Source organism: Microbacterium wangyouchuni (assembly GCF_054072595.1).
Genome location: NZ_JBSVRM010000001.1, coordinates 492,632 through 515,236, shown reverse-complemented (window position 1 = coordinate 515,236; position 22,605 = coordinate 492,632). Strand labels below are relative to the sequence as shown.

Here is a 22,605-nt window from a genome sequence, read left to right as displayed (position 1 = left end):
ACACCCGCGCGGCGGGAAATCTAACGGTTTCGGAACTGTGGGGTCCTCTTCTCCAGGAACGCTGCCATGCCCTCTTTCTGGTCTGCCGTGTCGAAGAGTTCGGCGAACGCCTGCTTCTCGACGGCGAGACCGTCAGTGAGAGTGGTCTCCATAGCGGCATCCAGCGTCGCCTTCGCCGCATAAAGCGACGGCAGGCCCTTCGACGCGATCGTCGTGGACAGCTTCTCTGCTTCGTCGAGCAGATCGGATGCCACAACCACCCGCGATACGAGCCCGGAGCGTTCCGCTTCCTCAGCTCCCATCATCCGTCCGGAGAGGATCAGCTCGGCTGCCTTGTAATAGCCAACCGCACGGATGAGACGCTGCGTCCCGCCCATCCCGGGGATCACGCCGAGATTGATCTCCGGCTGGCCGAACTTCGCAGTATCGGCGGCGAGGATGATGTCGCACATCATGGCCAGTTCGCACCCGCCGCCCAGCGCGAAGCCACTCACGGCGGCGATCACCGGCGTGCGGACTGCGGCGAAGTCATTCCAGCTTCCGAAGTGGTCCGTCTCGCGCATCTCGGCACCCGACATCGCCTGCATCTCTTTGATGTCGGCACCCGCGGCGAATGCCTTCTCCGAACCGGTCACGACGATAGCGCCCACACCGTCATCCGCATCGAAGGCCTGGGCGGCCGCGGTCATCTCCTTCGCCACCTGAGAGTTCAGGGCGTTCAGCGCCTGCGGACGGTTCAGGGTGATCCATCCCACACGGCCGCGCTGGGTGACCAGGATCGTCTCGTACTCGGTCATAGTGTCCTCTCCATCGGGGTCACTTCAGTATGTCTCCTCTGCAGTCCGTGCATCCGTCGGCGACACCTGTCAGTGGGTTTCCACGGATGCCAGCCAGAATCGGCGGAATCGACTGACAGGTGTGCCTTTCGGCTGACATGTGTAGCCGGGCGCGGCGAAGTCACACGTTCCCGTCGCGGATGTCGGTGATGATGCCGGAGAAGTCACGCCCCGCGCCATCGCCGGCCGCGAACGCCGCGTAGATCTGTTGGGCGAGCATGCCCATCCGGGCATCCGTTCCCGTTCCCTCGATCGCCTGCAACGCCAATCCGAGGTCCTTCGCCATCAGCGCACCAGCGAATCCGGGCTGGTAGTCGCGGTTCGCGGGGCTCGTCGGCACCGGCCCCGGCACCGGACAGTTCGTCGTCAGCGCCCAGCACTGCCCTGAGGCGTTGGCCGCCACATCGAACAGCGCCTGGTGCTCGAGGCCGAGCCGCTCACCGAGGACGAATGCCTCAGCCACCGCGATCTGCGACACCGCGAGGATCATGTTGTTGCACACCTTCGCCGCCTGCCCGAGCCCTGGTCCGCCGCAGTGCACAATGCGCTTGCCCATCGCCTCGAGCAGTGGCAGAGCCGCATCGAAGTCCTCTGACGAGCCTCCGACCATGAACGCGAGGGTGCCGTTCTCCGCTCCGACGACGCCGCCGGATACCGGGGCATCCACGCTGCGATGCCCGGCATCCACCGCCAACGCGTGAGCGGTCTGCGCCTCGTCCACGGCGATCGTCGACGATTCGATGAACAGCGTGCCCGGTTTTGCTGCAGCCAGCAGCCCGCCCTGATACGCGTCGATCACGTGCTTACCTGCGGGGAACATCGTGATCACGACATCCACGTCGGCCACGGCATCCACCGCACTGCGCGCGATTGGGATTCCCGCCGCCTGCGCTGCCTCGATTGCCGCAGGAACGAGGTCGAAGCCGTGCACGTCGTGACCGGCCCCCACCAGATTGACGGCCATCGGCAGCCCCATGTGCCCGAGGCCCAAGAACGCGATGCGACTCATGATCCGCTCCTCATCGACGCGGATCCCGCCGGTCGGAGCATCTCGCGCCCGACAATGAGCCGCATGATTTCGTTGGTTCCCTCCAGAATCTGGTGCACTCGCAGGTCGCGCACGACTCTCTCGATCCCGTAGTCCTGAAGGTACCCGTACCCGCCGTGCAGCTGAAGGGCACGATTTGCGATGTCGAATGCGGCATCGGTTGCGAATCGCTTCGCCATCGCACAGCGCATCGTGGCATCCGGCGCGTGGTCATCGACCGCCTGAGCGCCGTCACGAACCATCAGCCGCGCTGCCTGCAACTCTGTGCGCATGTCGGCGACCGTGAAGAGGATCGACTGCTTCTCGGCCAACGGATCACCGAATGCGACACGCTCCTGCACGTACTGCACCGCGCGATCGAGCGCCCACTGCGCCCCGCCCAGCGAACAGGCTGCGATGTTCAGTCGGCCGCCGTTGAGCGCTGACATCGCGATGGCGAACCCCTGGCCCTCGTCGCCGAGCATCGCGGATGCCGGCACCCGCACACCATCGAGGATGACCTGCCTGGTGGGCTGCGCGTGCCACCCCATCTTCTTCTCGAGCGCGCCGAAACTCAGCCCCGGGGAATCGGCGGGGACGAGAAAAGCGCTGATGCCGCGGGCTCCGGAGGACGCTTCCCCGGTGCGCGCCATGACCACGTACACACCTGCTTCGCCGGCGCCGGAGATGAACTGCTTCACCCCGGTGATCTCGTACTCATCGCCGTCGCGCCGAGCGCTCGTGGTGATCGCGGCGGCGTCGGATCCCGCGCCCGGCTCCGTGAGGCAGTAGCTGCCGAATTCGGCCATCTCCACCAGGTCCGGAAGCCATCGCGCGCGCTGAGCGTCGTCGCCGTAGGTGTCGATCATCCAGGCGACCATGTTGTGGATCGAAATGTATGCCGCGAGCGTCGGGTCACCCTGGGCGAGTTCTTCGAAGATCGCCACGGTATCGACCCGCCCGAGGCCGGTGCCGCCAGATTCCTCGCGCACATAGATGCCGCCGAGTCCGAGCTCTCCGCCGCTGTGCAGCGCCTCGCGCGGGAAGATGTGCTTCTCGTCGCGTTCGGTCGCAAACGGCGCGAGTTCGGTATCGGCGTACTCATGGACGGCGCTCAGGATCGCTTCGCGCTCTTCGACTGTGGTGGGTGATGTGGTTGTCGTCATGTCGGCATCCTGGGTCAGTGCATGGTCGGGATAACGAAGCTGGCGCCCTCGCGGATCCCCGCGGAGGGCCAGCGGCTCGTCACCGTCTTGGTCTTCGTGTAAAAGCGGAACGCATCGGTGCCGTGCTGATTCAGGTCACCGAAACCGGACCTCTTCCATCCGCCGAAGGTGAAGTAGGCGATCGGCACCGGAATCGGCACGTTGACTCCGACCATCCCGACGTTCACGCGCGCGGTGAAGTCGCGAGCGGCGTCGCCGTCGCGGGTGAAGATCGCCACGCCGTTTCCGAATTCGTGATCGGATGCCATCGCCAGCGCCTCTTCGTAGTCCGTAGCGCGCGCGATCACGAGAACCGGTCCGAAGACCTCTTCACGGTAGATCGCCATGTCGGTTGCGACGTGGTCGAACAGGGTCGGACCGAGGTAGAAACCTTGTTCATGCCCGGGGACGGTGAGGCCGCGTCCGTCTGCGAGCAGCGTTGCGCCCTCATCGATTCCCTGCTGGATGTACCCCTCGATACGCTCCACCGCAGAACGCGCGATCAGGGGCCCGTAGTCGACATCTTCCGCAAGCGACGGGCCCACGCGCAGTTCACGTACCCGTTCAGCGAGCTTCGCGGCAAGTGCATCCGCGGTCTCCTCGCCGACCGGCACAGCGACCGAGATCGCCATGCAGCGCTCCCCTGCCGAGCCGTAGCCGGCTCCGATCAGGGCATCCGCGACCTGGTCGAGATCAGCATCCGGCATGACGATCATGTGGTTCTTGGCACCGCCGAAGCACTGCGCGCGCTTGCCGTGCGCCGTTGCCGTCGTGTAGATGTACTCGGCGATCGGGGTCGAGCCGACGAAGCCGATGGCCTGCACGCGCGGATCCGTCAACAGTGTGTCAACGGCCTCTTTATCGCCGTGCACGACGTTGAAGATGCCAGCGGGAAGACCAGCCTCGACGAACAACTCGGCAAGACGCACCGGAACCGAGGGATCACGCTCACTGGGTTTGAGGATGAAGGCGTTCCCCGCCGCGAGCGCGGGCCCTGCCTTCCACAGCGGGATCATTGCCGGGAAGTTGAACGGCGTGATGCCGGCGACCACTCCGAGTGGCTGACGCATGGAATATACGTCGATCCCGGTACCGGCGGCCGTGGAGTACTCCCCCTTGAGCAGATGCGGCGCACCGGCGGAGAACTCGATCACTTCAAGGCCGCGCTGGATGTCTCCCTTCGCATCGTCGAGGGTCTTGCCGTGTTCGCTGGATAACAGCCGCGCCAGCTCATCCATATCGCGGTGGACGAGTTCGAGGAAGCGCAACAGCACCCGCGCGCGCTTCTGCGGATTGGTCGCCGCCCACGCCGGCTGCGCAGCTTCGGCGTTCGCGATCACCTCGCGCACCTCGTCGGCCGAGGCCAGCGGCACCTGTGCCTGCACCTCGCCCGAGCTTGGGTCGTAGACGTCGTTGAAGCGGCCAGCATCCGGGGTGAGGAGCGATCCGCCAACAAAATGTGGAATGGTACGAATCATTGTGTGATGTCCCTTCGTGCCTTCATTGGCACGATGTCCACATTACGCGGATCTCCTGGGATTTACTAGGGGGCCCTTGTATATGCCGCCGGCGTCACAGGTAGTCATCGGGGTGCAGTTGGCGCACACCACGCGAGTGCACGACGAACTGGGCGCGCAGGGGGATCTCCATCTCGGCCGCTGCTTCTGCCATCGCTCGCGCCCAGGAGCGATCAACGTCGACCACCGCACTGGGACCGCGGCGCTCCCAGGCGAGGATCACGCTGGCGTTTCCGGTCGCCTCCAGCATCAGCCCGGCGCGATTCATGAGCAGATAGGCGTTGGTGACAGCGCCGAGGTCGTCGAGTTCGACGACGGCGTTCGGGTCTACGGGGTAGTCACTCATCGGCATGAACGGATCGCCGAGGCATCCGCGATCATCCATGAACATCAACCACATCTGCCGTTGATTCGCGCGCTGCAGCAGGAGCTCCAGAACATCGCGCAGGTCGTCATCACTGTCGAGGACTCGGTCTTTGAGGTGCGGGGTTGTATTTGTCATGCCCCGATGATGACTGTTCCGCGCGGAGGACGAGCGCGGAATTCCGCGGCCTGTGCACAGATCGCCACGATCCGACGACTGTGCATAACAAGTCGACGCCCTTTCGTTGAGTGTTGTTCACCATCCGGACATGTGCGCTGATTACAACTGCAGATGTGCGGAAGGTTCAGACCGGATCGGGTAGTCGTAAACGTCCCGCACAATGGTGAGCACAGCTCCCGCCGCGGTCATCAGACCGCGAAAGGACCCCCGCCGAATCGGGTCGGCGGGGGTCTCCCTCTTTCGAATCGCTCAAAGTGCTCCGTTCGACGCCGAATGGAGCACTTTGAGCGATTCGAACGGCGGGTTCAGCCCCGGCTACCGGGCTGCTGCCGCCGCTGCCGCAGCAGCAGCCAACAGCGTCGGCACCCCGACCTCCAGCGTCGGTCCGAAGGTGTCACCGGGACGCTCGCCGTCCAGCCAGCGCGTGTAGATGGCCTCGCAGAACACGGCGGCCTTCCACAGCGCGAGCACCTCGTACCAAGACAGCGCCGAGACGTCCGCGCGGGTGCGGGCGACGTACCGCCCGACCAGCTCCGCTCGTCGCGGATACCCCTCCCCGCGGGTCACGGTCGTCAGCTCGAGCGGTGTGGGCGCGGCATCCGGGCTGGCATACGTCGCAACGAGATAGCCGAGGTCGGCGAGCGGGTCGCCGAGCGTCGCCATCTCCCAGTCCAGGATCGCCTGCACCTCCGCCGGCCCCGACCCCCGGAACATCAGGTTCCCGATGCGGTAGTCGCCATGCACGACGGATGCCCGCGCCGAGACCGGCAGGTTGTCCCGCAGCCACTCGGCGACGCGGTCCACCTCGGGAAGTGTCCGCCGCGACACCTTCGGCCACAGAGATGCGAAGCGCTCCACCTGCCGGCCAAGATACCCGTCCGGGCGGCCAAGCCCGGCCAGATCGCCCGCGCTGACATCGAGCGCGTGGAGCCCGGCGAGCGCGTCGACGGCCGCGAAGGGAAGCGCCGTACGACCCTCATCAGTGTCGAGGTGCGTCGGCATCAGATCGGTGATGACCTCTCCGTCGAGATGCTCCATGACGTAGAACGGCACACCCAGCACGCTCTCGTCATCGCACACGTCGACGATCGTCGGCACGGGCACCCCGTCTGCGGCGAGTAACCTCTGGACCCGCGCCTCGCGCAGCATGTCGTGCGTTGACGGCGGGAGCGGGGGCCGCGGACCCCGGCGCAGCACGAGCCTGCGGCCGGCAAGCTCGAGCAAGAAGGTCACGTTCGAGTGCCCCTCGCCGATCCGGGCCCAGCGGATCTCGCCCCCACCGAGTCCGGCCAGCCCCAGCCCGACCGAGGCGAGACGCTCGCCGAGCGGTTCGAGCACGAGCAGCGGGGGCCGATCCAGCAGGGCCGCTTCATCCCACGTGCGTACCACCTCGAGGTCGGTGGCGTTCATGGTGCACCTCCGACGATGTCACGGCGGGGCTCCCCGGCATCCACAGCCCGCTGCCGAGCCTTCGCGGCCCGTCGTGCAATCGCCCAGCGATGCGTCTCGCTCGACCCGTCGTAGATCCGGAACGGCCGCACCTCGTTGAGGTACTGGATCAGCGGCAGGCCGGAGCTCACTCCGTCGCCGCCGCACAGCTGGACTGCACGATCGATCACCCGGAACACCGCCTCCGAGCAGTGCACCTTCGCGATCGATGACAGCGCGGCACCGGCACGCGGATCGTCGTCGAGCACCCGCGCGGCACGGTCGATGATCGCGGCGGACGTCTCGATGTCAATCGTGCTGTCCGCGATCATCGCCTGCGCAACGCCGAGGTCAGCGAGCTGCGCTCCGAAGAGTGAGCGACCGTTGGCGCGGTCGAGGCTGATGTCGAACGCCCGCCGCGCCAGCCCCAGCCAGCGCATGCAGTGCGTGAGACGTGCGGGCCCGAGCCTCACCTGCGCGTATCGGAAGCCCGCGCCGGGTGTGCCGAGCACGTCGGCGTCGGGCACGAACACATCACGGAAGACGACATGCGGATGCCCGCCGGCGATCGCCGCCTCGATCGTGCGGATGCCGGGACCGATGCGCACGCCGTCAGCCGAGAGCGGCGTCAGCAGCATCGTCGCCCCGGCCGGATGCTCGCCGTCCGCGGCCGTGCGCGCCATCACGATCGCGAAGCTCGCGCCCTCGGCCCCGGAGATGAACCGTTTCTTACCGCTGATCCTCCAGCCGCCGTCGACGCGCTCGGCGACGGTGGCCAGGGCATCCGGGTCGGACCCGGCGCCGGGGTGCGGCTCCGTCATCGCGAACGACGAACGGACACTGCCGTCCACCAGCGGGCGCAGGTACCGCTCTTTCTGGTCGTCGGTGGCGACGACTTCGAGCAGTCGCATGTTGCCCTCATCGGGCGCCATGCAGTTGAGAACAGCTGGTCCGATCAGCGAGTATCCAGCCTCCTGGAACACCGGCGACCATTCGGGCAGCGACAACCCGAGACCGCCATACTCGCGCGGCGCGTGCGGCGCGTACACCCCGGCGGCCTTCGCCTGGGCGCGCAGGCCCTGCAGCGCGGCACCCGACAGTGTCTCGCCCCAGCCGGGTTCGGCGGGGATGACGACACCCCGGACGAAGGCGCGCGTGCGCGCAACCAGGTCGTTCATGCCGTGCCTCCGGCGTTCAGCAGTCCGCCGTCGAGGTTGAGAACCTGCCCGGTGACCCACCCCGAGCCGTCGACGCAGAGATAGGCGACGGCATCCGCCACGTCTTCCGGCGTGCCGAGTCTGCCCATCGGATAGTCGGCGGCGATCTCGCCCTCGCGTCCCTCGTACAGCGCGCGGGCGAACCGCGTCTTCACGACCGCAGGTGCCACCGCGTTCACCCGGATGCGCGGTGCGAGCTCGACCGACAGCGTGCGGGTGAGGTGACTGACGGCCGCCTTGGTCACGCCGTACCAGCCGATGCCGGGAGAGGGCACCTCACCGGTGACGGAGGAGACGTTGACGACAACGCCGGCGTTCGGCTGCGCGCCGAGGCCGGCACCCACCGCCTCCTGCGTCCAGGCGAGAGTGCCGATGACGTTGACCTCGAGCACCTTGCGCGCGGCATCGAGGTCGAGGCCGGCGAGCGTACCGTAGACCGGATTGATACCGGCGTTGTTGATGAGGATGTCGAGGCGGCCGAACTCAGTCGCGATCCGTTCGAACACCTCGGCGCGGTGCACCGGATCGTCGGCAGCCCCGGCGACGCCGATCGCGCGGTCTCCGAGACCGTCGACGGCTTCGGCCAACTGCTCCTCGCGGCGGGCAGTCAGGCACACCGAGGCGCCGTCCGCGATCAGGCGCTGCGCAATAGCCAGCCCGATCCCCCTACTGGCGCCGGTGATCAGCGCCGTGCGCCCGGTCAGCGGTCCATCGACGTGCGTCATGAAGATCTCCCTTGATCAACTCGATTTCTCTAATCTTCATTAAACTTCCCTCCTTGTGCAAGCTGTTCCTGATTGGATTACTCGGGCTTGACTCCTAAAATTTTGAATGCATAATAAAAACTGTGACCGCGACGACGCGGAGAAGGAGAGACGGCGATGGCGCTGACACGAGACCTATACGACGACGACCACGAAGAGTTCCGCAACATCGTGCGCGAGTTCGTCGAGCGCAACGCCAAGCCCAATGCCGAGCGCTGGGATGCCGAGGGCGTCGTCGACCGCGAACTGTTCACCGCGGCAGCCGAAGCCGGCATTCTCGGGTTCTCGATCGATGAGGTGTACGGCGGCGGCGGCACCGACGACTTCCGATTCAACGCGATCATGGCCGAGGAGCTGGCGAGCAACCCGGTCTCAAGCGGCATGGCCGGCATCGCCCTGTCGAACGACATCACCATCCCCTACTTCACCGACCTCACGAATGACGAGCAGAAGCAGCGCTGGCTGCCCGGCATCGCCGCGGGCGAGCTCATCACCGCGATCGCGATGACTGAACCCGGCACCGGCAGCGACCTCGCCGGCATCCGCACCACCGCCGTGCGCGATGGCGACGACTACATCGTCAATGGCTCGAAGATCTTCATCTCCAACGGCCAGAACGCCGATCTGATCGCCACGGCCGTGCGCACCTCGCCCGACCCGCACAAGGGCCTCAGCCTGATCGTCATCGAGCGCGGCATGGCCGGGTTCTCACGCGGCAAGAACCTCGACAAGGTCGGCCTGCACGCACAGGACACCAGCGAGCTCATCTTCGAGGACGTGCGGGTACCGGCATCCAATCTGCTCGGCGAAGAGGGCGCGGGCTTTCTCGGCCTCATGAAGAACCTGCCTCAGGAGCGCCTGTCGATCGCTGCGGGAGCTGTGGCATCCAGCGAGGGCGTGCTCGCCCGCACCCTCGAATACGTGCGCGACCGCACCGCCTTCGGAAAGCCGATCGGCTCGTTCCAGAACACCCGATTCGAACTGGCCGAGATGGTCACCGCGACGCAGGCCAGCCGCTCGTACGTCGACCAGGCGATCAAGCAGCACAATGAGGGTGCACTGTCGGCGGCGGATGCCTCGGCGGCGAAGTTCTGGACCACCGAGCAGTACGTCGACATCGTGAACCGCTGCCTGCAGCTGCACGGCGGATACGGCTACATGCAGGAGTACCGCATCGCCCAGGACTACCTCGATGCGCGAATCACCACCATCTACGGAGGAACGACAGAGATCATGAAGGAGATCGTCGGTCGGGACCTCGGCCTTTAGTCATCCCCGCATAGGAGCAGGAGAAGGAACATGACAGACGCGTACATCTACGACGCCGTGCGCACGCCCCGTGGCAAGAACCGCGGTGGCGCCCTGCACGGCACCAAGCCTGTCGACCTCGTCGTCACGCTGATCGACGCGATCCGCGACCGCAACCCGGAGTTCGACACGAGCAGGGTCGACGACATCGTGCTCGGCGTCGTCTCTCCGGTCGGCGAGCAGGGCGGCGACATCGCCCGCACCGCCGCACTCGTGGCGGAGCTGCCCGAGACCGTCGCCGGCGTGCAGATCAACCGGTTCTGCGCCTCAGGCCTGGAGGCCGTGAACCTCGCAGCCCAGAAGGTCGCCTCAGGATACGAGGACCTCGTGCTCGCCGGCGGCGTCGAGTCGATGTCGCGGGTGCCGATCGGATCGGACGGCGGCGCCTACGCGCAGGATCCGACCACCGCCTACGACAACTACTTCGTGCCGCAGGGCATCGGCGCCGACCTCATCGCCACGATCGAGGGCTTCAGCCGCGAGGACGTCGATGCCTTCGCCGCCCGCTCGCAGCAGCGCGCCGAGACCGCGTGGCAGGAGGGGCGCTTCGACAAGTCGATCGTGCCGGTGAAGGACTTCAACGGCGTCGTGCTGCTCGACACCGACGAGCACCGCCGTCCGGAGTCGACCGTCGAATCGCTCGGAAAGCTGCCCGCGAGCTTCGCCACTGCCGGTGCACAGGCCGGCTTCGACGCCGTGGCCCTGCAGAAGTACCACGCCGTCGAGCGCATCGAGCACGTGCACGGCCCCGGCAACTCGTCGGGGATCGTGGATGGCGCGGCTCTCATGCTCATCGGATCGGGTGAGGCCGGAAAAGCCGCAGGGCTGAAGCCCCGCGCCCGCATCGTCGCCACGGCCGTCATCGGCTCCGAGCCGACCATCATGCTCACCGGCCCCACTCCGGCGACACAGAAGGCCCTGGACCGCGCCGGAATGACGGTGGACGACATCGACCTGTTCGAGCTGAACGAGGCATTCGCGGCCGTCGTCATGAAATGGCAGAAGGATCTCGGCATCCCGGACGACAAGGTCAACGTCAACGGCGGCGCCATCGCGCTCGGCCACCCGCTGGGCGCGACCGGCGCGATGATCCTTGGCACCCTGCTCGACGAGCTCGAGCGACGGGACCTCAAGCGCGGCCTCGCCACGCTCTGCGTCGGCGCCGGCATGGGAATCGCCACCATCATCGAGCGGGTCTGAGACGAAAGGTCTGAGAAGAATCATGAGCATTGCAGAGAACGTCGCAGCAACCACTGACGTGTACACCGGCTACGCCTGGGGTCTGGATACCGACGGCATCGTCACCGTCACGATGGATGACCCGAACGCCGCGGTCAACACCATGAACCCGCATTTCGTCGCATCCCTCGAGGCGACCGTTGGCCGACTGGAGGCCGAACGCGAGAACATCGCCGGCGTCATCCTCGCCTCGGCTAAGAAGAGTTGGTTCGCCGGCGGAGACCTGAACCTGCTGCGCGCGGCGGATCCCGCGAAGGCAACGGAGGAGACCGCGCACATCGATCACGTGAAGGCGCTGCTGCGCCGGATCGAGCAACTGGGCAAGCCGGTCGTCGCCGCCCTCAACGGGACCGCGCTCGGCGGCGGCCTCGAGGTCGCCCTCGCCGCGCACCACCGCATCGCGGCTTCCGACGCCCGCGGCGCCCAGTTCGGCCTCCCCGAGGTCTCGCTGGGCCTGCTTCCCGGCGGCGGCGGTGTGACCCGCACCGTGCGGATGCTGGGACTTCAGAAGGCCCTGCAGGAGGTCATCCTCCCCGCAACCCGCTTCCGCGCCGATGACGCTCTCGCCGTGGGGATCATCGACGAGGTCGCTCCGCTCGCGGAGCTGGACACCCGCGCCCGCGCCTGGATCGCCGCGAACCCCGCACCGGTCAAGCCCTGGGACGAGAAGGGCTTCCGCCTCCCGGGCGGCGCCCCGACCTCCCCAGGCGTCGCCGCGCTCCTCCCGGGGATGCCGGCCCTGCTGCGCAAGCAGCTCAAGGGCGCTCCGATGCCCGCACCTCGCGCGGCGATGGCTGCGGCCGTCGAGGGCGCCTACGTCGACTTCGACACGGCATCCCGCGTCGAGACGCGGTACCTGGTGAGCCTCACCCACGGTCAGGTCGCGAAGAACATGATCAAGGCGTTCTTCTTCGACCTGCAGGAGATCAACTCCGGCGGCAGCCGCCCTTCGACAGGCTCAGGGAACGGAGAGGCGAACGGCGAGCCGTTCCCGAAGTTCACCGCCACGAAGGTGGGCGTCGTCGGCGCGGGCATGATGGGCGCCGGCATCGCCTACGTCTCGGCGAAGGCCGGGATCGAGGTCGTACTCAAGGATGTTTCCACCGAGGCCGCTGAGACGGGCAAGGACTACTCGCGCCAGCTCGAGGAGAAGGCGCTCGCGCGTGGCAAGACCACGCCGGAGAAGTCCGAGGCACTGCTGGCGCGGATCCACCCGACCGACGATGCCGCCGACTTCGACGGCGTCGACTTCGTCATCGAGGCGGTGTTCGAGTCGGTGCCGGTGAAGCAGGGCGTCTTCCAGGAGATCGAGGATGTGGTGAAGCCGGATGCTGTGCTCGGATCCAACACGTCGACGCTGCCGATCACCGAGCTCAGCGAGGGTGTGAAGCGGCGCGAAGACTTCATCGGCATCCACTTCTTCTCCCCCGTCGACAAGATGCCGCTCGTGGAGATCGTGCGCGGCGAGAACACCGGCGACGAGGTGCTCGCGAAGACGTTCGACTACGTGCAGCAGATCCGCAAGACGCCGATCGTCGTCAACGACTCCCGCGGATTCTTCACCTCGCGGGTCATCGGCAAGTTCATCGCCGAAGCGGTCGCCGCGGTCGGCGAGGGCGTGGAGCCGGCTTCCGTCGAGCAGGCGGCTCTCCAGGCCGGATACCCGGCGGGCGCCCTGCAGCTGTTGGACGAGCTGACGATCTCGCTGTCGCAGAAGATCCGGCAGGAGACCCGCGCGGCCGTCGAGGCCGAAGGCGGTGTATGGGTCGAGCATCCCTCCGAGGCGATCATGGACTGGATTGTCGACGAACAGAAGCGCCCGGGCCGCAGGGCCGGAGGCGGATTCTACGACTACTCCTCCGAGGGCAAGCGGGGCGGCATCTGGCCCGGTCTGCGCGAAAAGTACGACTCGGGACGCACGGTGCTGCCGCTTGTGGATCTGCAGGAGCGGATGCTGTTCGCCGAGGCTCTTGACACCATCGACTGCCTTGACAACAACGTGCTCACCTCGGTCGCCGACGCCAACATCGGCTCGATCTACGGCATCGGCTTCCCCGCTTGGACCGGTGGTGTACTGCAGTACGTGAACCAGTACGAAGGCGGGCTGGCGGGCTTCGTCGCCCGCGCCCGCGAACTGGCAGCCGCCTATGGCGAGCGCTTCGCACCGCCCGCGTCACTCATCGCCCGCGCGGAGTCCGGGGAGGAGTACCGATGAGCGAGACGCGGACCGTGCCCAGCCTGCGCACCCCGTTCACCGAGGCGCTCGGCATCGAGCATCCGGTCGTCCAGGGCGGCATGATGTGGGTCGGCCGTGCCGAGCTCGCCGCGGCCGTCTCGGAGGCCGGCGGTCTCGGGATGATCACCGCGCTCACGCAGCCGACGCCGGCCGATCTCGTGAAGGAGATTGAGCGGGCACGCACGCTGACTGACAAGCCGTTCGGGGTGAATCTGACGATCCTGCCCTCGATCAACCCTCCACCCTACGACGAGTACCGGCGAGCGATCATCGATGCGGGCATCACGATCGTGGAGACCGCGGGCTCCAGCCCCGAACCACACATGGACATCTTCAACGCCGCAGGCGTCAAGGTCATCCACAAGTGCACCTCGGTGCGCCACGCTCTCAAGGCACAGGCGGTCGGCGTGGCCGCGGTCTCGATCGACGGCTTCGAGTGCGCCGGCCATCCGGGAGAGGACGACGTCCCCGGACTCGTACTGATCCCGGCTGCGGCCGATGCGCTGGAGATCCCGTTCATCGCCTCCGGCGGTTTCGCGGACGGGCGCGGTCTCGCCGCCGCTCTCAGCCTCGGCGCACACGGTGTGAACATGGGCTCGCGCTTCATGAGCACGATCGAGTCCCCGATCGCGCAGGCCGTGAAGGAGCGGATCGTCGAGGCGTCAGAGCTCGACACGAACCTCATCTTCCGGAGCCTGCGCAACACCGCGCGGGTCGCGAAGAACGCCATCTCCGACGAGGTCGTGCAGATCCTCGCCGATGGCGGGCAGTTCCCCGACGTGCAGCCACTCGTCGCCGGCACCCGCGGACGCAAGGTCTTCGAGGATGGAGACCTGGATGCCGGAATTTGGACTGTCGGTCAGGTCCAGGGCATCATCCGGGACATTCCGAGCGCGGGAGATGTGGTGCGTCGCACCGTCGCACAGGCGCACCGGGTCCTCACCGAACGTCTGGCGATGTTCCGTTGACACTTCCACCCCGTCCGTATGGTGCTCGGCGCCATGCGGACGGGTATTCTCACGGCTGGGCGAAGGTCCCGAAGCGGACCATATCCTGCGCACTCCGGACGAGGTCGTCCAGCGATCGCGTCCGGGGGTTCCACCACTCCACCGCCCAGTTCATGGAACCGAGCAGCAGCAGCCGGAAGACATTGATGTCGAGTCCGTCGCGCAGCTCACCAGCATCCTGCGCGGCGAGGAAGAGCTCGCGCCAGTAGCGGCTGTACGCCCCCTCCTCCGCAGCCGGGCGCACGCGCAGATGCTCCGGAACCTGTCCGGCGTTGCGCACGGAAGCGGTCGTGTAGTCGGAGATCTGCAGCTCGTAGCGCAGGTGGGCGTCGACGCCAGCAAGGATGCGGTCGCACGCAGTAGCGTCATCAGGGAGCGCCTCGAGCGTCTCCTCGACGTGCACGCGCACACGGTGAGCCCCCGCCCACATGACCTCCTCGACGAGCTCGTCGCGTGAGGAGAAATAGTAGTAGATCGCAGGCGCCTGGACGCCGGCCGCCTCGGCGACGTCGGTGAGCCGCGTGCCGGCATAGCCTTTGCGGCTGAGCACCTGAGCTGCGGCATCCAGAATCCGCTGGCGGGTACGCGCCGACTTCGATGTCTGCTCCATCGTCATTCGATCATTCTAACCGTCATTCGAAAAGTGTCGCCGCCTCTTGCCCTGCGAACACAACGCCGCTAACGTGAATCTTGATTAACTTTTTCTCAATGAAGAGCAAGAGGTGCCCAACATGACCACCACCCGTGAAGAAACGTCCACCGGACTCGTCACCCGCGATCCGCGCGATGAGCGTGTGATCGCCGAGTACGCCCTCGAAGACGACACCCGCGTCGTCGAGCGCGTCCGCGTCGCCCGCGAGGCCGCCGCCTCGTGGTCGCACCAGGGCTTCGACGGTCGCAAGCGCACATTGCTCGCCTGGAAGGGCGCGATCGCCCGCGGCGCCCAGGATCTCGCCGCGATCATCTCTCGCGAGACCGGCAAACCGTCCGGCGACGCCCTACTCGAGGTAATGCTCACGCTCAGCCACCTCGACTGGGCCGCCAAGAACGCCCACCGCGTACTCAAGCCACGTCGAGTCAAGGCCGGAATCATCAACTACAACCAGAAGGCCACGCTGCGTTACGAACCGCACGGCGTCGTCGGCGTCATCGGCCCGTGGAACTACCCGCTCTACACGCCGATGGGATCGATCTCGTACGCACTCGCCGCCGGGAACGCCATCGTGTTCAAACCCAGCGAGCTCACCCCGGGCACCGCTCGCTGGATCGAAGCCCGCTGGAACGAGGTCGCCGACCGCCCCGTGCTGCAGGTGACCACCGGCGATCGCACCACGGGCGCCGCACTCGTGCGCGCCGGCGTCGACAAGGTCGCCTTCACAGGATCCACGGCGAGCGCGAAGCGCGTCATGGCCGCATGCGCCGAGACACTCACCCCACTGGTCGCGGAGTGCGGCGGCAAGGATGCCCTGATCGTCGCGGCAGATGCCGACCTCGACTCCGCCGCGGACTTCATCGTCTTCGGCGGCCTGGGCAACGCCGGCCAGACCTGCGTCGGCGTCGAGCGCGTCTACGCGGTGCGTTCGGTCCGTGACGCGCTGGTCGAGAAGGTCGTCGAGCGCGCCAAGCGCCTGCGCCTGGACGGAGAGGACCCGTCTTACGGCCCACTCACCCTCGCCTCACAGTCCGAGATCATCGCCGATCACGTGGCGGATGCCGTCGCCAAGGGCGGCCGCGCGGTGCTCGGAGGTCCGGAGTCTGTCGGCGGCCGCCGCGTCGCCCCCATCGTCCTCGTCGACGTACCGGAGGAGTCGGATGCCGTGCGCTGCGAGACCTTCGGGCCGACGATTGTGATCAACGCCGTCGCCGACCTCGACGAGGCCATCACCCTCGCGAACGCGACGGATTTCGGCCTCGGAGCCGCGATCTTCACGAAGAGTGCGAAGACCGGCGAGGCCGTTGCCGCGCGACTGAAGTCCGGCGTCGTCACGATCAACTCCGTCCTCGGCTTCGCCTCGATCCCCGCGCTCCCCTTCGGCGGCGTGAAGGGTTCGGGCTTCGGTCGCATCCACGGCGCCGATGGCCTCCGCGAGTTCAGCGTGCCGAAGTCGGTCGCCCGCCAGACCGGCAAAGCGGCTCTCAACCTGCTGACGATGGAGCGCAGCGACCGCGACATGCACCTCGTGGCGAAGATGATCCCCATGCTGCACGGACGCAGCCGCTGAGCTTCGCGTTCACAACTCCTGAGGAATGGTCGTTCTCGGCACGTCGCGGTGCGAGATGGTGCGGCTCCATCGCGCAGGCGCAACGGAATCTCAGGAGTTGTGAACGTACGGGGGCTCAGCCGATCCCGAGCACGGTCTCCATGAACCCGGCGAGCCGTGCGGCGGCGGCCTCATCGCGCGCGGACAGCAGCGGCATCTCATCCGTGATGACACTGAAGCCCGCATGCACGAGCACCGCGGCCTCGCGGCCGCCGAGCTCCGGGCGGACGGCCTGCAGCAGCGCGGTCCAATCCGCGACGTGCGCGCGCTGCATGGCGCGTAGGCGGCGCTGATCCTCGGGTGCGAGGTTGCCGAGCTCGGAGAAGTAGATGCGCATCAGCGCGAGGTTGCGGAACGAGTGGTCGACATATGCCCGGCACAGCCGGCGCAGCGCCTCATCCGGTGTCACCGATGACTCGCGCACGCGCAGCACCGCGCGCTCGAGCGCCACGGCCGCACGGTCGCAGGCAGCCAGGAGGACGGCGGGCTTGCCATCGAAGTGCCGGTAGACGCCGGAGGGGGTGAGGGAGACCTCGGCGGCCAGATCCTCGATCGTGACCTCGTTATAGCCGCGTGCGGCGAACAGCCGGATCGCAGTGTCCACGAGCTGCTCGCGGCGCCCAGTGGGGGCATCCGACTCCTCGACGAAGTCGCCCCCGGCGGGAATGGATGAGGTGATCGCCGGGTCGATGTCGAGCATCCGCCAGGCCGCTTCCCTGAGCAGAGCCCGCAGGCTCCGCGCCGCGACGACCGTGCGGTGCGCGGTGATGCTGGCCACCACGCTGAGAGCTGCGAGCACGATCAGCCGGCGCTCGGCGTCGTCGACGTCGGGACGGTAGATACGGTGCGGCGCCTCGAAGCGCTCACGCAGCAGGCGGAACCGGCCGGTGAGCTGTTCCCGGTCCCCTCGTTCGAGGTAGCGCCCCTCCCAGCGATAGATGCCGCCGATCGCGCGCAGCTCGACAGTCGTAGCGATGATGTCGTCGAGCAGCTCATCCAGTGCAGCGCGCGCGTCGGTCGCGGTCTCCACCGGCTGCGCGGCGGCATCGTCCGTCGCCTCGATCAGCTGCTGCACGAGCGCGAAGGCGGTGCGCATGAACAGGGCGTACTTGTTCGGGAAGTGCCGGTACAGCGCCGGGGCCGAGATTCCGACGGCATCCGCGATGTCCTGCATCCCGACCGCGTGATAGCCGTTGCGCGCGAACGCGGACGCCGCCGCCTCCTGAATGTGGCGCTTGCGATCGCGCGGACGCGTGCGATTCGCGGGGAGGCCGGCGGATGAGGGCATGTCCCACAGCCTACCGGGGCGCCGCCGACCTCCTGATGTGATTACTCATTAACTTCTAGCGACGCGCGGATGTGAATGTCGATTAACAAAACGCGTGACAACCGGCGCGGACGATGGCATACTCATGGCAAGCCCCGCCGCGACGATGCGGTGAAGATACACAGACGTATGAAAGGGACCAGCCCGATGTCCGAGCAGAACGCCACCGCGATTCCCGCGGCGGTGCGCCGCAACCACTGGATGAACCAGGTCGCAACGCACGCCGAGATGAAGCCAGACGAGACCGCCTTCAAGTTCCTGGGCGAGGTGACCACCTGGCGCCAGGCCGCCGACCGCGTGGATTCCTTCGCCGCAGCCCTCGCCCGCCGCGGAGTCGGCTTTGGTGACCGCGTGCTGCTGCTGACTCTGAACCGTCCGGAGGTCGTGCTCTCCGTCTTCGCAATCAACCGCCTCGGCGCGATCGCCGTGCCTATCAACATCCGTCTGACCCCACCCGAGATCGCCTACATCGCGGACGATGCCGATGCCGACGTGCTGATCGTCGAGGCGCCACTGGCGCCGCTCGTCGGCGCTGTCGCCCAGGTCACGGACCGCATCAAGAAGGTCATCGTGATCGGCGGTCCTTCAACAGGCTCAGAGACCGGGGATGCCGAGTCCTGGGCTGACCTCGTCGTCGAGGACCCGGAGGGATTCGAGTACCCCGACGTCCCCGAAGACACCACGGCCCTGATCATGTACACCTCGGGTACGACCGGTCGCCCGAAGGGCGCGATGCTCGACCACGTCAACCTTTTCGCGCAGTCGCTCACCCTGTTGCGCGTGAACCAGGTCTTCGGCGAAGACGACATCGCGTTCATGACCGCTCCGCTGTTCCACATCGCGGGCCTCGGGTCGATCGCACCGAACTTCGTCATCGGCATCCCGACCGTCATCCACCCGCTCGGCGCGTTCAACCCGACGGAGCTGCTGGACGCCTGGGAGAAAGAGAAGGCGACGATCGTCTTCAACGTCCCGCAGCAGTGGCAGGTAATCTGCGCCGACCCGTCCATCCCTGACCGTGATCTCCACCTGCGCATCATCAGCTGGGGCGCGGCCCCGGCGTCCGACACCCTGCTGAAGCAGATGTCCGACTGCTTCCCGAAGGCGACGAATGTCGCGGTGTTCGGCCAGACCGAGATGACGCCGATCACCTGTGCGCTCAGCGGCGAGGACTCGCTGCGCAAGCTCGGCAGCGTCGGCAAGCCCATCCCGACCATCCAGTACCGCGTCGTCGACGAAGACTTCAACGACGTCGCTCGCGGCGAGGTCGGCGAGATCCTCTACCGGGGCCCGAACCTCATGAAGGGCTACTGGCGAAAGCCCGCCGAGACGGCTGAGGCATTCGAGCGCGGCTGGTTCCACTCCGGAGACTTGGTCCGCCAAGACGAGGAGGGCTTCGTCTGGGTCGTCGACCGCAAGAAGGACATGATCATCTCGGGTGGCGAGAACATCTACTGCGCTGAGGTCGAGAACATCCTGGCCGCGCATCCGAAGATCCTCGAGGCCGCCGTGTACGGCCGCGCTGACGAGCGTTGGGGTGAGATCCCGGTTGCGGCCGTGGCGGTGCGTCCCGGTGCGGAGCTCACCCTCGACGAACTGCAGGGATGGCTCAGCGACAAGCTCGCGCGCTTCAAGCAGCCCAAGGCGCTCGTCACCATCGGCGCTCTGCCCCGCAACGCCGGCGGCAAGGTCAACAAGGTCGCGCTGCGCAGTGCCGACCGCGAAGAGGCTGTGATCTAGACAATGAATGCAGCTGTGGCCGCGCTCGTCCGGGAGCGCGGCGGACCCGTCGCGCTCTCGGACGTCTCGGTGCGCGAGCCCGGCGCGGGCGAGATCCTCGTCCGTATCCATGCCTCCGGGGTGTGCCCGACCGACCTGTTCGGTATGTCCGGCGGTGCCGGCGATCGCTTCCCGGCCGTCTTCGGCCATGAGGGTGCAGGAACCGTCGAGCGCGTGGGTCCGACCGTAGAGAACCTGCGGGTCGGGGATCGGGTCGTGCTCAGCTTCGACGCCTGCGGCGGGTGCCCCCGGTGCGATGAGGGGCACCCTGCGTACTGCGAGCGCTTCGCGGAGCGCAACTACGACCCGCGATCGGATGCTACGAGCAGCGACGAGCCCGTCACGACGGGCTGGATGGCGCAGTCGTCCTGGACGACCCTCGCCCTGGCCCGGGCATCGAACGCCGTGCGAATCCCGGACGACGTTCCGTGGGAGGTCGCCGCTCCCCTGGGCTGCGGCATCCTCACCGGTGCCGGCACCGTACTCAACGTGCTGCGCCCCGGCCCCACTGACTCTCTTCTCATCATCGGCGCCGGCACGACCGGACTCGCCGGCATCATGGCCGCCGCCCACCGCGGTGTCGGGCGGATCATCGTCAGCGACCCTGATTCCGAGCGGCGGGCGCTCGCGCTCGAACTCGGCGCCACCGAGGCGTTCGCCCCCGACGGGCTCAACCCCCGTCGGCTCGGCGTCACGCACACGCTCGACACCGTCGGGCGCCAGGAGACGATCGATGCGGGTCTCGCGGCCCTCGCTCCGCTGGGCGTCTGCGCCACCGTGGCGCTGCACGCCGGATCCAACCGGGTCACCCTCTCGCAGTCACAGCTGCTGTGGGGCCGGACCCTCACCGGCGTGATCGAGGGCGACGCGCAGATTCACCGCGACATCGCGCTACTCATCGTCCTGTGGCGTGCGGGTCGTCTGCCTGTCGAGAAGCTCATCCGCCGCTATCGCTTCGACGAGATCGGCACCGCCATCGACGACGCCTGCGCCGGGCGCGCGATCAAGCCCGTGCTCATCATGGACGACGCGGATGCAGCCGCCGAGGTGCCGGTGGCGGCGGTGGAACTCATCGAGCTCCTACGCGCGGGGCGCATGGCCGCCGAAGATCTCTCGCTGCTGTGGCGCTCGCTGCCCCCGGTGGCGCCGAACGAGCTGCGCGGACTTTGGCAGGGCGTCGGCCTCAGCCCCGCCCATCGCACGCACCGGATGCTGCAGCGCACCGGCTGGTTCGGCAAGCTGTTCCGCTCCGATGACGACGTCGTCCCGCTGGTTTGCGAAGGGTTCGACGGCGTCTTGTCTGCGAACATCGCGCTCGCGCACGGCGGCGCGATGTTGCGAACGGTCGAGCACGACGGCATCCGCACCGCCGCCATGTCGTACGACGGGATGCCGGTCATCGACCTGTTCACCCGCATCTCCCCCGACGCCGTCCTCGGCGTCATGACTGGCCGAGGCGCCGCCGACGACGACGCCCTGTACTTCTTCGCGCTCGAGAAGGTCGGCGACCGCGAAGTCCTCATCCCCGACCACATCCCACGCAGCACCTGAATCACCAGCACCTGATCATTCGAGGAGGAATGATGTCCACACTGCGCAGCACCCGAAACCGCGCGCTACCGATCGCTCTCGTCGGCACCCTGGCCGCGGGCCTCATCCTGTCCGGATGCGCCGGACGAGGCGACGACGCCACCGCCAACACGGACCCGGCCGACGACGCCGCAGCCTGGGCCGCTTGCAGCCCAGGCTTCACCGACACCACGGTGACGATCGGCACCAGCATCCCGCTTTCCGGTCCCGCCGCCACCTACGGCGCCATCGCGCAGACGATGAAGGCCTACTTCGACGACATCAACGCCGCAGGCGGTCTCGAGTTCGCCGACGGCAACAAGCGTGAGGTGACGATCGAGATCATCGACGACGGCTACGACCCGGCGAAGACCGCGACGAACGTGCGCACTCTCGTTGAGCAGAGCGAGGTCTTCGCGCTCGCCGGCGTCCTCGGCACGGGCGCGGCGATCAGCGTCGCCCCGTACGTCGAGGAACAGGGCGTGCCGAACCTGTTCACCGGAACGGGGTCCGACGCGATCCTCACTCTCCACGAGGAGCAGCCCTCGCTGACCACCGGCTTCATGCCCCAGTACGGCTTCGAGGTGAAGGCGCTCTCGGAGTACCTCATCGAGAACCACCCGGGAGCGAAGGCTGCGATCCTCTATCAGAACGACGACTTCGGCGAGAGCATCCGGGCCGGCTTCGAGACCGCTTTCGAAGGCACTGACATCGAGATCGTGGCCGCAGAGCCCTACGAGCTCACCTCGGCGACCGTCGACAGCCAAGTCACGAACCTTGCAGCATCCGGTGCGGACGTGTTCCTGAACTGGGCCGTCGGCGCCTTCGCCACCCAGTCACTGAAGAAGAAGCTCGAACTCGGCTGGGATGCGACGACTGTGATCAACGCACCCGCCGCCGACGCGACATTCTTCCTCAAGCCCGCTGGCCCCGGAGCTGCCGATGGCGTCCTGTCGATCGCGTACACGAAGGACATCACCGATGCGTCGCTCGCCGGAGACGCCGGCTTCGATGCCTGGACAGAGTTCGCCGCCGCTCACCCCGATGAGGTCAACGCACTGTCCGCCCCGGCTGCTGCCGGTTACCAGACCGCGCAGCTGCTCGAGGCGGCGCTTCTGGGCCTGGAGGACTGCACGCGAGAAGCGCTGCTCGAATCGGCATCCTCATTCGACGCCGTCGAACTCGACCTCTCGCCGGTAAGCATCACGACCACCGCGGACTACCCGTTCGCGTTCCGCGAGCTGGGCATCCAGATCTTCAACGGCGACAACTGGGATCTCACCGAGGACACTTACACGGTCGACTGACGATGCCGGTGGGCCCCCGAACGGGAACGGGGAC

Annotated in this window: 18 protein-coding genes; 8 read left to right on the top strand and 10 right to left on the bottom strand. The window is 67.1% G+C overall.

Annotation, left to right across the window (positions count from 1 at the left end; genetic code table 11):
- Positions 1–20: 20 nt before the first annotated feature.
- The 8 genes from ACW5CM_RS02415 to ACW5CM_RS02380 all read right to left on the bottom strand — a co-directional run bounded on the left by ACW5CM_RS02415 (position 21) and on the right by ACW5CM_RS02380 (position 8,499).
- A complete protein-coding gene (locus ACW5CM_RS02415) occupies positions 21–797 on the bottom strand; it encodes an enoyl-CoA hydratase-related protein (RefSeq protein ID WP_457124060.1) in 777 nt (258 codons plus the stop codon).
- Between the two features lie 160 nt (positions 798–957).
- A complete protein-coding gene (gene mmsB, locus ACW5CM_RS02410; RefSeq protein ID WP_457124059.1) occupies positions 958–1,845 on the bottom strand; it encodes a 3-hydroxyisobutyrate dehydrogenase in 888 nt (295 codons plus the stop codon).
- Positions 1,842–3,029, bottom strand: a complete 1,188-nt coding sequence (locus ACW5CM_RS02405) for an acyl-CoA dehydrogenase family protein (protein ID WP_457124058.1) — start codon at positions 3,027–3,029, stop codon at positions 1,842–1,844. The genes mmsB and ACW5CM_RS02405 overlap by 4 nt, the downstream gene beginning before the upstream one ends.
- A gap of 14 nt (positions 3,030–3,043) precedes the next feature.
- Positions 3,044–4,546 (bottom strand): CoA-acylating methylmalonate-semialdehyde dehydrogenase, encoded by a 1,503-nt coding sequence (locus ACW5CM_RS02400; RefSeq protein ID WP_457124057.1) that lies wholly within the window; start codon positions 4,544–4,546, stop codon positions 3,044–3,046.
- Between the two features lie 94 nt (positions 4,547–4,640).
- Positions 4,641–5,087: a hypothetical protein gene (locus ACW5CM_RS02395; RefSeq protein WP_438254019.1), complete on the bottom strand. Its 447-nt coding sequence runs from the start codon at positions 5,085–5,087 to the stop codon at positions 4,641–4,643.
- Between the two features lie 357 nt (positions 5,088–5,444).
- Complete coding sequence (locus ACW5CM_RS02390; protein ID WP_457124056.1) at positions 5,445–6,539, bottom strand: phosphotransferase family protein; 1,095 nt, start codon at positions 6,537–6,539, stop codon at positions 5,445–5,447.
- Positions 6,536–7,735, bottom strand: coding sequence for an acyl-CoA dehydrogenase family protein (locus tag ACW5CM_RS02385; protein WP_438254017.1), 1,200 nt, complete (start codon positions 7,733–7,735; stop codon positions 6,536–6,538). Before ACW5CM_RS02385 ends, ACW5CM_RS02390 begins: the two co-directional genes overlap by 4 nt.
- Positions 7,732–8,499, bottom strand: a complete 768-nt coding sequence (locus tag ACW5CM_RS02380) for an SDR family oxidoreductase (protein ID WP_438254016.1) — start codon at positions 8,497–8,499, stop codon at positions 7,732–7,734. Before ACW5CM_RS02380 ends, ACW5CM_RS02385 begins: the two co-directional genes overlap by 4 nt.
- 156 nt (positions 8,500–8,655) lie before the next feature.
- Here ACW5CM_RS02380 and ACW5CM_RS02375 point away from each other — a divergent pair, with 156 nt between their 5' ends.
- From ACW5CM_RS02375 to ACW5CM_RS02360, 4 genes are read left to right on the top strand one after another with little or no spacing between them, the layout of a single operon-like run.
- Positions 8,656–9,807 carry an acyl-CoA dehydrogenase family protein gene (locus tag ACW5CM_RS02375; protein WP_438254014.1) on the top strand — a complete coding sequence of 384 codons (1,152 nt, stop codon included), beginning with the start codon at positions 8,656–8,658 and terminating at the stop codon, positions 9,805–9,807.
- Positions 9,808–9,837: 30 nt separating this feature from the next.
- On the top strand, positions 9,838–11,046 hold the full coding sequence (locus tag ACW5CM_RS02370; protein WP_438254013.1) for an acetyl-CoA C-acetyltransferase: 1,209 nt from the start codon (positions 9,838–9,840) through the stop codon (positions 11,044–11,046).
- A gap of 22 nt (positions 11,047–11,068) precedes the next feature.
- Positions 11,069–13,300, top strand: a complete 2,232-nt coding sequence (locus ACW5CM_RS02365; protein WP_457124055.1) for a 3-hydroxyacyl-CoA dehydrogenase NAD-binding domain-containing protein — start codon at positions 11,069–11,071, stop codon at positions 13,298–13,300.
- Positions 13,297–14,289, top strand: coding sequence for an NAD(P)H-dependent flavin oxidoreductase (locus tag ACW5CM_RS02360; protein ID WP_457124054.1), 993 nt, complete (start codon positions 13,297–13,299; stop codon positions 14,287–14,289). The genes ACW5CM_RS02365 and ACW5CM_RS02360 overlap by 4 nt, the downstream gene beginning before the upstream one ends.
- A 49-nt stretch (positions 14,290–14,338) precedes the next feature.
- On the opposite strand, the gene ACW5CM_RS02355 is transcribed toward ACW5CM_RS02360, so the two are convergent.
- A complete protein-coding gene (locus tag ACW5CM_RS02355; protein ID WP_438254008.1) occupies positions 14,339–14,944 on the bottom strand; it encodes a TetR/AcrR family transcriptional regulator in 606 nt (201 codons plus the stop codon).
- A gap of 115 nt (positions 14,945–15,059) precedes the next feature.
- On the opposite strand from ACW5CM_RS02355, the gene ACW5CM_RS02350 reads away from it, so the two are divergent.
- Entirely contained in the window at positions 15,060–16,550 is a 1,491-nt protein-coding gene (locus ACW5CM_RS02350; RefSeq protein ID WP_457124053.1) for an aldehyde dehydrogenase family protein, read from the top strand.
- A 115-nt stretch (positions 16,551–16,665) separates the two neighbouring features.
- Here the strand turns inward: ACW5CM_RS02350 and ACW5CM_RS02345 are convergent, their stop codons facing one another.
- Positions 16,666–17,877 (bottom strand): TetR/AcrR family transcriptional regulator, encoded by a 1,212-nt coding sequence (locus ACW5CM_RS02345; protein ID WP_438254006.1) that lies wholly within the window; start codon positions 17,875–17,877, stop codon positions 16,666–16,668.
- A 186-nt stretch (positions 17,878–18,063) separates the two neighbouring features.
- Here ACW5CM_RS02345 and ACW5CM_RS02340 point away from each other — a divergent pair, with 186 nt between their 5' ends.
- From ACW5CM_RS02340 to ACW5CM_RS02330, 3 genes are read left to right on the top strand one after another with little or no spacing between them, the layout of a single operon-like run.
- Complete coding sequence (locus tag ACW5CM_RS02340; protein WP_438254005.1) at positions 18,064–19,656, top strand: long-chain-fatty-acid--CoA ligase; 1,593 nt, start codon at positions 18,064–18,066, stop codon at positions 19,654–19,656.
- A 3-nt stretch (positions 19,657–19,659) separates the two neighbouring features.
- Complete coding sequence (locus ACW5CM_RS02335) at positions 19,660–21,246, top strand: alcohol dehydrogenase catalytic domain-containing protein (RefSeq protein WP_457124052.1); 1,587 nt, start codon at positions 19,660–19,662, stop codon at positions 21,244–21,246.
- 32 nt (positions 21,247–21,278) lie between these two features.
- Positions 21,279–22,571 (top strand): ABC transporter substrate-binding protein, encoded by a 1,293-nt coding sequence (locus ACW5CM_RS02330; RefSeq protein ID WP_457124051.1) that lies wholly within the window; start codon positions 21,279–21,281, stop codon positions 22,569–22,571.
- Positions 22,572–22,605: the final 34 nt, after the last annotated feature.